This window comes from Flavobacterium resistens (assembly GCF_900182645.1).
In the GTDB taxonomy this organism is placed as follows: Bacteria; Bacteroidota; Bacteroidia; order Flavobacteriales; family Flavobacteriaceae; genus Flavobacterium; species Flavobacterium resistens.
The window spans coordinates 874,117-887,841 of sequence record NZ_FXTA01000001.1 but is presented as its reverse complement, the minus strand read 5'-3'; the positions used below and the strand labels follow the sequence as shown (position 1 = coordinate 887,841).

The window sequence follows — 13,725 nt, the reverse complement described above, 5'->3', positions numbered from 1 at the left end:
GTTGGTCGCTTTTTTAGAACAAGAAACTTTTGCTTTTTTTACTCCGGGCTTTCCTCTTCAATCTGGGCTAGGGTCGTCAGTTTCAAAAGAAGAATTCGTGATTTCGATTTTTTACGTAATTTTAATGTTGAATTATGCTTTTCAGGTTTAGCTATGTTTATTTAAACAAGTGAAACTCCTTTATTCGCAAAGTAAAGCTATGATTCTATGTGTTTAAAATAAAAAGCTATTGAAATGAAATCACCGTATTTAATCACAAAAGAAGAAATTCTAAAAATATACAAACCTGTAGATTCCAAAGCACATAAAGGAACACAAGGTCATGCCGTGATTATTGCCGGAAGTTATGGGAAAATTGGAGCAGCCGTTTTAGCATCAAAATCCTGTTTAAAATCGGGTTGCGGACTCGTAACGACTTTTATCCCAAAATGCGGTTATCAAATTCTTCAAATCTCGATTCCCGAAGTGATGACTGTAACCGATGAAAATACAAATTTCATTACCAATATTCATTTACCATTAATTCCGCAAGCCATCGGAATTGGTCCGGGAATAGGAAAGGAGCTCGGAACACAAAAAGCCTTATTTGAATTTTTACGGATTAATAAAATGCCTTTGGTTTTAGATGCGGATGCGCTAAACATTATTTCCGAAAATTTATCTTGGTTAGAATTAGTTCCCGAAGACACCATTCTGACACCTCATCCTAAAGAATTAGAACGTTTAATTGGTAAATGGAATTCGGAATCAGAGAAATTTCAAAAAACAATTACATTTTCAGAAAAATACAAAGTCATTGTTGTCATGAAAGGCGCGCCCACATTTATCATAAACAGAAATTCAATTTACGAAAACACTACTGGAAATGCTGCGCTAGCAACCGCGGGAAGTGGCGACACTTTAACGGGAATCCTGACAAGTTTGCTCGCTCAAGGTTACGAACCTAAATATGCGTCTAAATTAGGAGTTTATCTTCATGGATTAACGGCTGATTTAGCTCTACCAAAAACAGGTTATGAATCTTTTACCGCTTCAACAATTATTAAATATTTAGGAAAAGCTTTTATTGAATTAGAAAATGTGTCAATTTGATCATTAGATAATTTTTTATCGCGGAGCTTGTCACCCTGAGCGAAGTCGAAGGACAGCAGGTAACTCGACAAAGTAAATAACTTTGAGGCATATCTTTGCGGCACTTCGACTTCGCTCAGGATGACAAAAAATGAGAATAAATCGGCTTAGATCTGCTTAAATCTTTTTAAATCTACGTGAAACAATTTTGTGACCACAAAAATCTAAAATCAAAAAAACGTAAGTTTGTAATATCAAAGATTGAAAACTTAGCATCTTAGTTTCTTAGCATCTTTGAATCTTTAAAAAATGAAAAACAACTTCGATCTCAGAACGGTAAACGTCATGCGATATATAACGCCACTGCGCGAAGGCGGATCATTACCCGCTTTGGCAGAAGCCGATGACGATTTTAAATACGTATTAAAATTTAGAGGTGCCGGACACGGCGTAAAAGCCCTTATAGCCGAATTAGTTGGCGGACAAATCGCAAAAGCTTTAAAATTACAATTACCAGAATTAGTATTCGCAAATCTGGATGAAGCTTTCGGAAGAACCGAAGCTGATGAAGAAATTCAGGATTTACTACAAGGTAGTCAGGGATTAAATCTTGCACTTCATTTCTTATCTGGCGCAATCACTTTTGATCCTGCAGTAACAACAGTTGATCCTAAATTAGCGTCGCAGATTGTTTGGTTGGACGCTTATATCACAAACGTTGATAGAACTTTCAAAAATACCAATATGCTAATTTGGCATAAAGAATTATGGCTAATTGATCACGGCGCTTGTTTATACTTTCATCATTCTTGGAACAATTGGGAACAACATTCAAAAAGTCCGTTTGTATTGATAAAAGATCACGTTTTATTACCTCAAGCCTCACTTTTGAAAGAAGTCGATGCCGAATTTAAAGCAATTCTAACTCCAGAAATTTTGGAAGAAATTGTAAATACGATTCCTGTAGACTGGCTTCAATGGGAAGATGCGGATGAAACGCCGGAAGGATTGCGAAACGTTTACTTGCAGTTTTTAAAAACAAGATTAGAGAATTCAGAAATATTTGTAAATCACGCTCAAAATGCAAGATAACCACTTATACGAATATGCTGTGATTCGTGTTGTGCCAAGGGCAGAGCGCGAAGAATTCCTGAATATCGGAATCATTTTGTTTTGCAAAAAAGCCAAGTTTATAAAAGTTCTTTTTCATTTGAATAAAGAAAAAATTCAAGCACTTTCTAGCGATTTTGACATCGAACAATTAGAGTGCAATTTAACTTCATTAGAAAAAATCGCAAACGGAGTCAAAGATGGCGGTCCAATTGCTGAATTTGAGATTCCGGAGCGTTTTAGATGGTTGACGGCAATTAGAAGTTCTGCGATACAAACGTCGAGACCTCATCCTGGTTTGTGTCAGGATTTGGAGAAAACGATTCAGCGTTTGTTTGAAGAACTTGTACTTTAATTATATAAGATAATTAAGTTTTGACTTAAAATAATCTCGTAAAGACGTGAAGTCGCAAAGAAAGATAAAACTTTGCGACTTCGCGTCTTTACGAGATTAAAAAAAAACTTAGATTCTTTTTCAATGATAATCGGATTAAAAATCCAATATTCCAGAGAGACATTCATTAGAAAAATGAAGCATTACATTTTCCTTTTTCTGATTTTCAATAACTAATAAATCATAAGGTTTTAGATCGAATGGCTTCTCATTAATTTTAATAACTGTCGTATCTAAAGAAAATAGAATTATTATTTGAGCATTATAATGCTGCTCACTTTTAGTTATTATCAGTTTGTGATGACTTATTTTTTCAGAAACCATCCAATTAAAATCAATCCCTTTTGTATAAGAAATCACGTCATCATCCGAATTAAATTCCATGATTTCATATTTCTCATATTTTTTTTTCTCTTTGTTTATCTCAATATCTAAATAGTTATCAAGCATAACCAAGTATCGGTGATAGCCCTTAAATTTGGTAAAACCTGAAGGCACTTCCTCTATTGTAGCACTGCTTATTCTGAATAGAAAATCTCTATCGGTATAGATAGCAGTTTTCGGATATATCATATATTCATATGTCAATCCGCCACTCCAAACAGAGGCTGTACTATTTTTTTTAGGTAAAAGATGTATGTTCATTTTGTTTTCTAAATTCTCAAAGCTGTTTCTCCAAGAAAATAAACTCTAAAGGTTCTTCAGAAACCGTAACATGAATTCCGCTTTCAGGAAAAGCTTCTCTTTCGCCAGTATCAACATAGCCATGACGTTTGTACCATGCAATAAGCTCTTCACGAACCGAAATAACTGTCATAATAATACTTGACAAATTCAAGGATTTAGCATGATTTTCGGCTTCGGCCAAAAGCTTTTTCCCGATTCCGCTATTTTGAAGTTCTGGTGAAACCGTCAACATTCCCAAATACAATTGATGTCCTTTTTCAACTAATAAAACCGAACCAATAATTTTGTCATTTTCAGTGAATTTCAGAATCGTATTTTTTGGATTCTGGAAAATTTCCGTCATTTCTTGTTCGTCGGTTCTTTTTCCTTCTAATAAATGTGCTTCGGTTGTCCAGCCTTTTTTAGAAGTTTCTCCTCTGTATGCAGAATTGATTAATATATTCAAAGCAGGAATATCTGCTAATGTTGCTTTTGAAATCATGAATTATTGTACTTGTAATTTAGTCTCTTTATGATTAGAAATCAGATTTAATATTTTGCTGGTTCGCTAGCTTTAGGTAATGATTGTTTTATGAATGTTCTGATGTCTTCATTTGCAGTTTCCAGGTCAGCTTTTCTCAAATACATCATGTGACCGCTTCTGTAGCCTTTCCATGACATTCTATCCGTTAGTCTTCCACTTGGATCCATTTGCCATAAATCGTATTTAGCATTAAAGTAGTCACAAGCACCATCATAATATCCTGATTGTACCATTACATGCAAATATGGATTTTGAGCCATGGCTTGTCTTAGGTTTTCACCTGTTTTATCATTAGATCTGTCCCAAGGATGTACAGGACCAAACATATTGTATTTAAAATCCGTTTTGTAGTTAAGATTATTACGTACATACATATTGATAGCAGGCGTAAACGAGTGTAACCAAGACGTAAGTTCTGCATTAAAATCAACGCTTTCTCCAGCGTCTTTACGGTCAATTCCTTTGTATCTTGAATCAAGTCTTCCTACTGTGTAACCTTTATCTCTTAAAAGTTCTTTCCAAAAATAATCATAAGGAACATCTAAATTGTTTTGCAGAATAACTTGTTCTGATATACCAGAATAACGTGCCATTTTAGAGGCAATTTCTTTTCTTTTTTGTTCCTCCAAAAATCCTCCTTTACTCAATGCAGGAAGAAGTTCGTTGATAGTAAAATCTTCAACCTCGGGTAACATATCAGTTAAGTCTTTATTTTGGAGTTCAGGACTAAGTTTTTTGTGATACCAGGCAGTCGCTGCAAAATAAGGTAATTTAAGAGCGGCATCAGAAACAACTCCACGCGTTATTCCTAAATCAGTTGGAGACACTAAAATTACTCCGTTAAGATACATCCATTGATTGTTTTGTAATTGAAGCGCTAATCCTGAAACACGAGTTGTACCATAGCTTTCACCTATTAGATATTTAGGTGAAGCCCAACGATTAGTGCGGGTTACAAAACCATTAATCCAATCGGCTAAGTATTTAATGTCGGCATTTGTGCCGAAAAATTTTGCAGCAGGGATTTCTTTGCTTGTAGGTCTTGAGTAAGCTGTATTAACAGGGTTTACAAAAACGATATCGGCAACATCTAAAATAGAATATGGATTTTCTTTTATTCCGTAAGGCTGCAAAGGATATCCTTCGTCATCAATATTTAACAAACTTGGTCCCGTATAAGCAATCTGCATCCAAACTGAAGCAGATCCAGGACCGCCATTAAATGAAATAACTAAAGGACGTGAATCTCTATCTTTTACATCAGAACGCTCATAATACGTATAAAATAATCCGGCGATTGCTTTTCCATCTTCGTCCCAAACAGGCATAGTTCCGGTTGTTGCTTTATAAGAAACTTTTTGTCCTTTTATTGTGGTTGTATGATTTGTGACAACTTGAGAGTCCGGATTGAAAGTAAGGTTAGCAGGTGAATTTTCTTCTTTTGCAGCCGGTGTTTTTGGTTTCGAATCCGGTTTTGATTCCTGAGCGTAGGCAGTTAAAAATCCAGCTAAAAGAAATGAAAGTACTGTTTTTTTCATAGAATTAGGGTGTGTTATTGATTTGCAACGTTCTAAATAGATGATTATAATTAGAGTTTTTAAAGATATAAAAAAATTGTAAGTGATGATTTCTAAGTTGAATAACAAAGAAAGCTTTAATGGGAAGTTGGAAAAGTAAAATTTGGATCGGCTAAGATTTTGTATTTGTTGGGAACGAAAAAATGATTTTATTGTAATAAACCTTTTCCAGTTGTCTTATACATAAAGTATAAAACAAAAAATACAATTAGAATTGAAAACAGAACAGATACAACTATTTTTACTGATTTTGCAACCTTCCAAGTTTTTAAAAGTTGAAAAATAAATATAGCAGGCAATATTGTAAATAGAAAAAAAAGTAATAATACTAATAAGATAGTTGAATCATTAATGTCTAGTGAAATCATTTTTTTTCAATTAATATTTTGGGGTATTACTATATGCTTTACGAAGTCTTCAGACTTCGTAAAGCGATTTTAATTCATGAGAAAGAACTCCTCGTTGAATTTGGGTCTTAAATAATTTAATAACTATTGTTTGAATTTTTTAGTAAATTTTGAATTTTTAAAAGCATCCAACATTGCTTTTTTATCCTCATCATTATTGTAGTTAATATTTACACCAAAATCAAAACCATTTATTAGTCTGTTGTACATTATTTGGTTGAGAATTACTTTTCCGTCTGGAGCGTAAATAGTGGTACGAAAAACATTAAACTCAAGTCCTTGAATAATTTCTTTTCCTGACGAAGAATCGGTTTTAATTTTGTTATCAATATAAGTCTGATAAATCATATTACACAATTTCTTACTGTTTTCCTGATATTCTCCCGGATACTCTTCTTTAAAGGGTTCTGATGTCGAAGCAAAAAGATTAAACTGATTCTTTTGAAAGCTGATAAGATGTTTTAATTGACTCATATCTACTTTTTGCCCTGATGATTTTTCAATTGCCTCTTTGCCTTTTGATTCTTGACTATCAATATGATCTTTTGAAATTACTGACCATCCTTTCGGAATTTCTATGGTCCAGCCAATATCACTGCTCTTATAAGTTTCACCTTTTATAGTGCCTTCATCAATTTGTTTGTTTGGATCTTTTTGTCCGCAGGAAATAAATATAGAAAGGAGAAAAAATAAAATTGTTTTTGTAATTCTTTGGATCATGGTTTTTTATACTGTTTTGGTTTAAAGAAATAATGTGATTTAAAGTTTTGACTTAATAATCATAAACATGTTCAATGGTAATCTTGTTCTTTTTCGAATCTTTTATAAAAGGCAATAACTTTTCAACAGATAAAAGATAAATATTTCGTGTCAAACTATCATCCGTTACAATTTTAGATTGATATAATAGTTTTACATCTTTTAAATTTGGTTTATTTAAAGCATTCTCGATTGTTGAAACCGCAATTTCATCGTTTCCAGAAATCTCATAGATTTTCACATTCTGATTCGAAAGTTTTATCATTTCTTTTGTGAAAATTTCCCAACGTGTAACGGCAATAATCATTTTATCACGATCTCTACTGATGATTTTTAAGTTCGGATTTTCTTTGATGGTATCAACATTCGAAACAATTAAATAAATCAAATTAGAAGGCGTTTCGTAGCTTGATTTTGCGCCCCACTCAATAAGTTTCGAATAGAAAGCTTTAAATGAAAATTCTAAAGTAAAAATAAAAGTTCGTTCCCATTTGCGAAGAATGCTGTGATCTGAATTTTCAGAAGCCGTCCAGACTTTTTTAACCCACGGTAAAAATTTAAACTCGTACCAAGCCGTTTGATAAATAAAATCACTATACGCGCGTTGTGCTTCAATAATTGTTTTTTCAGTCTCAGAGTTTTTTTCTTCGGAAAATAAATTAAAGAACCTTCCAATAGTATTTTCATAAAGGATTTTCGCGCCATATTCCATTGTCATGCTTACGCCAATAACCTGTAACATGGTTTTGTATTCGCCGTTTTCAGGATACGCTTCAGAAGTCAGTTTTATCGATCGGTCATACAATTTCCAATATTCATCAATCGATTTGTAAAAAGGAAAATCAGACGGATTTTTACCACTTTCCAGATAATCCGCATATTCTTTCGGATTGTACACTAAATACCATTCCGGAACCGTCAAAACAGTTTGTTCTTCGGCTCTGAAATAATCTTTTATCTTTTTCTTTTCTTCAGCAATTTTACTTTTTGCGTAAGGATTATATTTATCTAAAAGTTTGTTTGTAAATCGCTGCTCAGGATCTAATTTGTTTTTTAGAGCAAAATATTTATCGCTGTCTGGATATCCTTTTTTAAACTGTTCAACCGTTGCGTGTGGTTGATACGGAAGATACCAGGTTCCGTTTTCGCTCAAAATGGCATCCGTCATTTCAAGTGTCCATTTTTTTACCTGATCTTTTGCTTTCTGATCGGTATTTTGCTTGTAATAAACCACAAAGGCAAATACTTCTTTCCTTGCCCACGACAAATAACTTTCATGATCTGGAAGCGCATGTCGCAAGGAAACATTAATCACATTTACTTTATTCTTCTGAAAAACTTCAGTCATTTTCGGAATAAAAGATTTTATATTCTCCACCGGAATAAAATATTCCTGCAAAACATAAGTATCTTTTTCGCGTGACGAAGGTTCTAATTCTTTTACATCATAACTAGCTTCTTTATTTCGCCATCGCACTGTTTTCGGAATAAAATATAAAGGATCAATAGCATATTCGCGAATCCATTTTCCTGAATTTCCCCAGGAAACCACTCCAGCTAAATGCGATTCAACCCAATAATTTTCATCTTCAGGAATTAATCGATCGGTATCTGTTAATGGGTTTGTCGTTTTTTGCCACGAAACGCTCATTATTTTGTCATATTTTGGCGGATACAAATTACCATTCTGAAAAACGACATCTTTGTTGTTTCTGATGTTTTTATCGAAATACGCTTTGTACTCTTCAATTGGCATTACCTCATGAAATCGTTCTACTTTTTCATTATCAACCAATTGCAAAGTAACTTCGGCTATAACGCCAATTCCGCCATAACCGCCAATTACAGCGTTAAAAATATCCTGATTTACTTCGCGGTTCGCAGTGATAATTTCGCCGTTTGCCGTAATAATTTTAACTTCTAAAACCGATGAAATAATCGGGCCGTGACCAATGTATCTTCCGTGACAATTTACAGATATCGCGCCTCCAACCGTAAAATTAGAATACGTCTGCATGATTTTTATCGATAAATTCAAAGGGTCGATTACCTTTTGAATATCTCGCCAACGAATTCCGGCTTGTACCGTAATTTGTTTTTTCTCTTTATCAATGTTGATGATTTTATTGAAAGAGCGCATATCGATGTGCAGACTGTTTTCAAAAGCAGTTTGTCCGCCCATGCTGTATTTTCCACCGCCAATAGAAATTGGTCCCGTTGTATTTTTTATGGCAGAGACAATTTCGTTTACCGTTTTTGGTTTGATAATCTGATTGACTTGAATCGGATTTAATTGCGTGACATCGTTTAAGGTTTTGCTTTCTAAAGTAGTATCAAATGCTGAATCTCCCGAAAACTGAATCAATAAAAAGATATAAATCGCAAAGGCAATAAAACTGTAAAACGGAATGAATAAGCGTTTTTTGCTATTAATATATCGGATTGACTTTTTGATTCCGGCGTATATAAATTTTAGGATTTTTAGAATATAGACGAAGAGAAGCTTAACCAAACGGTAGATTTTTTTCATAGAAGAAAGTACAATGATTAGATTTTGGTGAAAAGCATTAATGCATTTTTGGTAGGATCGCCTTTTTGATACAAGGTTTTTTTATGAAATTTAAACCCGATATTTTCCACAAAAGCAATGATGAAATCCAGAGAATAAAAGTTTCGAACTTCTTTTTCATTGTATTCCCAGGTTTCGTTTACGCCTAAATTGAAAACATCATGCGCCAATGCCACCAATATTTTTTGATCTTCGGTATCGCAATTATGATCTCTTAAAATCATTTTTCCGCCAACTCGCAAAGTATCGCGAATCGAAGAGATATACTGCGTTCGCAACTCTAAAGGGCAATGATGAAAACCAATATAAATCGTAACCAAATCAACACTATTGTGCGGGACATGATCGCCAAACTTGGTTTTGTAATTCGTAAACGGAATATATTCTGCACCAACGGCAATTTGACCGCGATCGACCATTTCAGAGAAAGAATATTTGGGTTTTCGTCCATCAGCATAATATCTTTTTCCTTTGATGGAAACACTTTCTTCCAGATAATCTAAATAGCGCCCCGAAGAACCAATTTCTAAATAACCATTATATTTAGTGCCTTCGCCAAGCAAAGAAACCGTTTCGACAGACATTTCGTTTTTTTGATGCATCAAAGCCGGAAGTTGATAGCGAAAACTTGACATAAAAGGAGTAATGTCGTCAAGTTTTGCCTGCGTTGCCAAATAAATCTCTTTATCTGTATTTTTCGAAATGGTATTTTGGTAAATCAACTCGTGGAATTCCTTTTCAGGATATAAATTGAAAACGTTTTTTAAAAACAAAAAGAACTGATTTTTAAGCTTCGCATTGGTATAAATATATTTGAAGTTGTTTCGAACTTCCGTCGCGAAATTCAATACTGTATTAGGAAACATTTGCGCTGAGGCAACAAAAAGTAGTGTTGTTTTGAGAAAATTGCGTCTCTTCATAAGTAGGTTTTGGTCTTTCAAACATAATGATTTTGCTTACAAAATGCTAATTCAAAATACATAAAGAAGCATGTTAGATTTTATTTCTATTTTCATCATATCACGTTGTTATATTCCGATAATAGAAAAGAATCTCGATTGAGTAAATATTTAGGCAACGATAGCGCAGATTACAAATCTGCGCTATCGATTGAGAGTAGATCTGCGCGAGCAGTTTTTTTGCTCATGCTAGCAGAGAACTGCTGAAAGCGTTATTTAGTCCTATTGTTTAGCCAGCGGAGGACTTTTTTTTGCTCTCTTTTTTAATTGCTCATTAATGTTAATCACAACATATTCGCTAATATTTATTGTAGCATATCTTAAAAAGCTTTTAGCCATTACAATTGCTGTTTTATCCGTTTTTTGAATATAGTTTTTGGGATTGTAATTGTTATTACTAGTTTGTACCGAAATTTCTTCAGGTATTTCCTCGTTGAGATCATAGTCCCAGGTCTTTTCAATAAAGATATTACTTGCGCCAATTTTTTTGAATCCATAAAAAGAAGCCGTTAAATCTTCATCATAATAAGACGAATAGTCGCGATCATGATAAGACGTTTTGTAATTTCCGTTTTTGCTCACGGCGATAGAATCTAGAACTAAATTCAGTTTATTGGTATCTTGTAATTCCTTTTCAAATATTTTTTTGCAAATCAAGAAAGAATCAATTTTAACATAGGAATCAGCATGTATTTCCAGTGCCTCCATAGGATTCGCTTCTGTTCCATCCGATTGAAATTCCACGTTGAATAAGATGAATTCATTTTTAGAAGTATTTAAAATTCCGTCTTTATCAGAAACTCTAAATTTTAAAGGTTTTGAGCCGTTGATTGTAACTTCGTGATTACTATAAGAAGAAAGCCTGATTGTGTCTAAAACGCCATGCGTAATCAAAGTGTCTTCGGAATTAAAAATTAACGTGTCCGATTTGCCATTCCCTACAATTGTGATTTTGGGGTTATCTCTTCTGCAGGAAACCAAAGAAATAAAAAAGATAATAATTAAGGAATTAAGAATGGTTTTTTTGAGTAATTTTTGTTGCATTTCTTTAAAAGGATTTATTAAATTTTAGTTTATTGGTAGTGTCAAACATAGCAATTTTACTTACAAAAAACTAATTTGTTTAAAATTAAAAAGCCACTAACAAAGAGCGTAAAAATCTCTTTATTTGTGGCTTAAAACTATTTTAAAAGGATGAAATATTATTAGATTGCTAACACGAGCGTCATTCTTTTGAACGTTTTCGATTGGTTTTGAGTTTCTTTGTGTTTACGAGCGGGACGCTTGCGGTAGCTGGGGGATAAATCTGTGTGATCGGGGTATACAATATAAAACCAATGAAGATAATTGCTAGTATTATGACTACGATTGTAACTATAATGTGCATATAATTTTTAAGGCTTATTTTAGTTAGGCTGAAAGATTTTTCGGGGGTATTTTTCTTTTAAAGATAATAAAAGTGATGGAAAATAAATGCTTATTTGTGGCTTCGCTTTTTATTTTAATATTCCTTCTGCTAGCGCGAACGTCTCGCTCGTGCCTGTTCCAATGGTTTTTTGAATTTCTTTGTTATTACGAGTGGGACGTTCGCGCCAGCAGGAGATCATAATTAGAGTTTTTAAAGGTATAAAAGAATAAAAGTTTTATTCATTTATACTTTTTAGTTTTAGTATCAATGTACCTGATATTATTTCTTTCGTCCAACCAAAATTCATATCCGGATTTCTTTCTACAACAATAAGTTTTATCTCTTTTGGTAGTTTTGTATATCTTAAAGTTTTTCTGTTATCATTAATTCCACCATTTTGATTGTCTTCTATATTATTAATCATAGGGATGAAATTGAAAAGAAATTCATCTGTAGATTTTTTAAAATCTATCACAATATTATAACCATGGTTATTAACTACCTTGGTGTTGTAGTCGTCGCTAAAGCAATCATCAGTATTGTAACGCCATACTTTTTCAATCCAGATATTTCCGATTTCTATTTTTTCGGTATTGTATTTTAGATTAAACTCAGAAATATCACAAGTATAATATCCATAATAAAATTTATTTTCTTTTGATTCTTTTTCTGACTTAGAAGTTTGATCACAGTCTTTGCATTTAACGCTAATCTCGCATATAAATATTGTTCCATAATAATATATAGCTCCCAAAAGAGTTAGTATTATCATGATAATTAAAGCGATTTTTAGTTTTCTATTCATGCTTAATTTTTCGAATTTCTTTGTGTTCACGAGCGGGACGCTCGCGCTAGCGGAGTGGGTACGAAGTCAGGAGACTTTGCACAGCGGTCGCAACACTTTATAGATCTGAGGCTGGCAGCTGGTTTTTTGTTAATTCTATTTTAATTATGAATTGTCTTTGACAGCTTTTATTGCACCAAATATTTCATCATCAATTTTCATCTGATAAAATTCAATATCTTTTTCTTCTTTTATCTTTTCTGTTTTATCACCCGTCCATTGATGTTTAAAAGATATGCATTTTCTGCCTTTCAATATGCTTTTTATTGTTTGCTTATCCTTGTCAGAACATTTAACACCAAAATAAACTGCTTCTATGCAATTTGATATTGGCAAAGAAATGTGGGAATCAGAGCTAGTCGGATTGTAATATAAAAGCCGTAATTCATTTTCATATTTCCAAGATTCTCCTTTTGCAAAAAAAGCATCATTCGTATTTATTGAATTTTGTTCTGAGTGTTTTTTCAAATCTGAAGTGTACTCGACGTCTTTGAAGTAAGATACATAGTTTTTATTATCATTGCCAGCGGTCGTTACATCGCTAGGAAACTTATATCTTATACAGATGCCATTATGTGAATCAGCATAATGAGCCCACATTAATTCGTTAAGATATTCATCTTTGTCGCTATCATTCTTTTTGTCATTAGTTATTGGAGCGTCCGATATATTATTTGAATATGGTAACTTTTCATTTTTTACAAAACATGCCACTTTTACACCACTTAAATATGCTTTTCTTATCAATTGTGAAATTTCATCGTCATTATTCATCAATTCTATTATAGGGCAATCAAATATATCGTTGAATGTCGAGGGTGACGAAAGATTTAAAGATTCATTTACTAATGATTGAAAAAGAAATTTAGAACAATTACGAAATGAATAACAAGTTAAACCATTATAACTTGTATGATTAGAAAGTGTTAATTGGTAAAATATATATTTTTTGAATGCTTCAATAGCCAAATTATCATATAACTGACCTAATTTATGCCAACAAATTCCAAGATTAGAATAAAGTGCTAATTTTATTTCAAACATATATTTAACCTTGCTTTCGTAATCTTGTATTTCTTTAAATAGAGTATCAATAATACCTTCTGTTATAGAATTTATCTCAGAAATTGCTACTGAAAAAATGATAAGGACATTTCCATACTCTTTTTCACCGTCTTTTGTCTTTCCATCTTGGTCGTTCACTAAATGACCAACAACATTCTTCCAAGTAGAATAATCTTTCAAAAATTTATCTACAGCTTGTTGTGCATTTGAAGCAGTTATGTTTTCGTTGTAATTATTGATATATGTTTGAATATTATTCATTTGTGTTTGCATTCTCTGTCATTTTTTAGGTTTATTTAATCGGGATGAGTCGTCCGTAAACTTGTTGCCAACTCATTTATAGGCGAAACAA

At 33.0% G+C, this 13,725-nt stretch carries 12 protein-coding genes; 3 read left to right on the top strand and 9 right to left on the bottom strand.

The window, feature by feature from the left end; translation table 11 throughout:
• Positions 1 to 234: 234 nt before the first annotated feature.
• The 3 genes from FN795_RS03790 to FN795_RS03780 all read left to right on the top strand — a co-directional run bounded on the left by FN795_RS03790 (position 235) and on the right by FN795_RS03780 (position 2,536).
• Positions 235 to 1,092, top strand: a complete 858-nt coding sequence (locus FN795_RS03790) for an NAD(P)H-hydrate dehydratase (protein ID WP_142449444.1) — start codon at positions 235 to 237, stop codon at positions 1,090 to 1,092.
• A gap of 288 nt (positions 1,093 to 1,380) precedes the next feature.
• Positions 1,381 to 2,163 carry a HipA family kinase gene (locus tag FN795_RS03785; RefSeq protein WP_142449443.1) on the top strand — a complete coding sequence of 261 codons (783 nt, stop codon included), beginning with the start codon at positions 1,381 to 1,383 and terminating at the stop codon, positions 2,161 to 2,163.
• Positions 2,153 to 2,536, top strand: coding sequence for a DUF3037 domain-containing protein (locus tag FN795_RS03780; protein WP_142449442.1), 384 nt, complete (start codon positions 2,153 to 2,155; stop codon positions 2,534 to 2,536). Before FN795_RS03785 ends, FN795_RS03780 begins: the two co-directional genes overlap by 11 nt.
• 135 nt (positions 2,537 to 2,671) lie before the next feature.
• Here FN795_RS03780 and FN795_RS03775 read toward each other — a convergent pair whose 3' ends face one another.
• The 9 genes from FN795_RS03775 to FN795_RS03735 all read right to left on the bottom strand — a co-directional run bounded on the left by FN795_RS03775 (position 2,672) and on the right by FN795_RS03735 (position 13,646).
• Positions 2,672 to 3,220: a HutD family protein gene (locus FN795_RS03775; RefSeq protein WP_142449441.1), complete on the bottom strand. Its 549-nt coding sequence runs from the start codon at positions 3,218 to 3,220 to the stop codon at positions 2,672 to 2,674.
• A gap of 16 nt (positions 3,221 to 3,236) precedes the next feature.
• Positions 3,237 to 3,743: a GNAT family N-acetyltransferase gene (locus FN795_RS03770; RefSeq protein ID WP_142449440.1), complete on the bottom strand. Its 507-nt coding sequence runs from the start codon at positions 3,741 to 3,743 to the stop codon at positions 3,237 to 3,239.
• 47 nt (positions 3,744 to 3,790) lie between these two features.
• Positions 3,791 to 5,323 carry a S10 family peptidase gene (locus tag FN795_RS03765; RefSeq protein ID WP_142449439.1) on the bottom strand — a complete coding sequence of 511 codons (1,533 nt, stop codon included), beginning with the start codon at positions 5,321 to 5,323 and terminating at the stop codon, positions 3,791 to 3,793.
• Positions 5,324 to 5,853: 530 nt separating this feature from the next.
• Positions 5,854 to 6,489: a hypothetical protein gene (locus tag FN795_RS03760; RefSeq protein ID WP_142449438.1), complete on the bottom strand. Its 636-nt coding sequence runs from the start codon at positions 6,487 to 6,489 to the stop codon at positions 5,854 to 5,856.
• A 52-nt stretch (positions 6,490 to 6,541) separates the two neighbouring features.
• Positions 6,542 to 9,058, bottom strand: coding sequence for an FAD-binding protein (locus FN795_RS03755; RefSeq protein WP_142449437.1), 2,517 nt, complete (start codon positions 9,056 to 9,058; stop codon positions 6,542 to 6,544).
• A gap of 17 nt (positions 9,059 to 9,075) precedes the next feature.
• Complete coding sequence (locus FN795_RS03750) at positions 9,076 to 10,017, bottom strand: class I SAM-dependent methyltransferase (RefSeq protein ID WP_142449436.1); 942 nt, start codon at positions 10,015 to 10,017, stop codon at positions 9,076 to 9,078.
• Between the two features lie 261 nt (positions 10,018 to 10,278).
• Positions 10,279 to 11,100, bottom strand: a complete 822-nt coding sequence (locus tag FN795_RS03745; RefSeq protein WP_142449435.1) for a hypothetical protein — start codon at positions 11,098 to 11,100, stop codon at positions 10,279 to 10,281.
• Between the two features lie 599 nt (positions 11,101 to 11,699).
• The gene (locus FN795_RS03740) at positions 11,700 to 12,269 is read right to left on the bottom strand and encodes a hypothetical protein (RefSeq protein ID WP_142449434.1); all 570 of its coding nucleotides are present in this window, start codon (positions 12,267 to 12,269) and stop codon (positions 11,700 to 11,702) included.
• 144 nt (positions 12,270 to 12,413) lie between these two features.
• Positions 12,414 to 13,646 (bottom strand): DUF2971 domain-containing protein, encoded by a 1,233-nt coding sequence (locus FN795_RS03735; RefSeq protein ID WP_142449433.1) that lies wholly within the window; start codon positions 13,644 to 13,646, stop codon positions 12,414 to 12,416.
• Positions 13,647 to 13,725 lie beyond the last annotated feature (79 nt).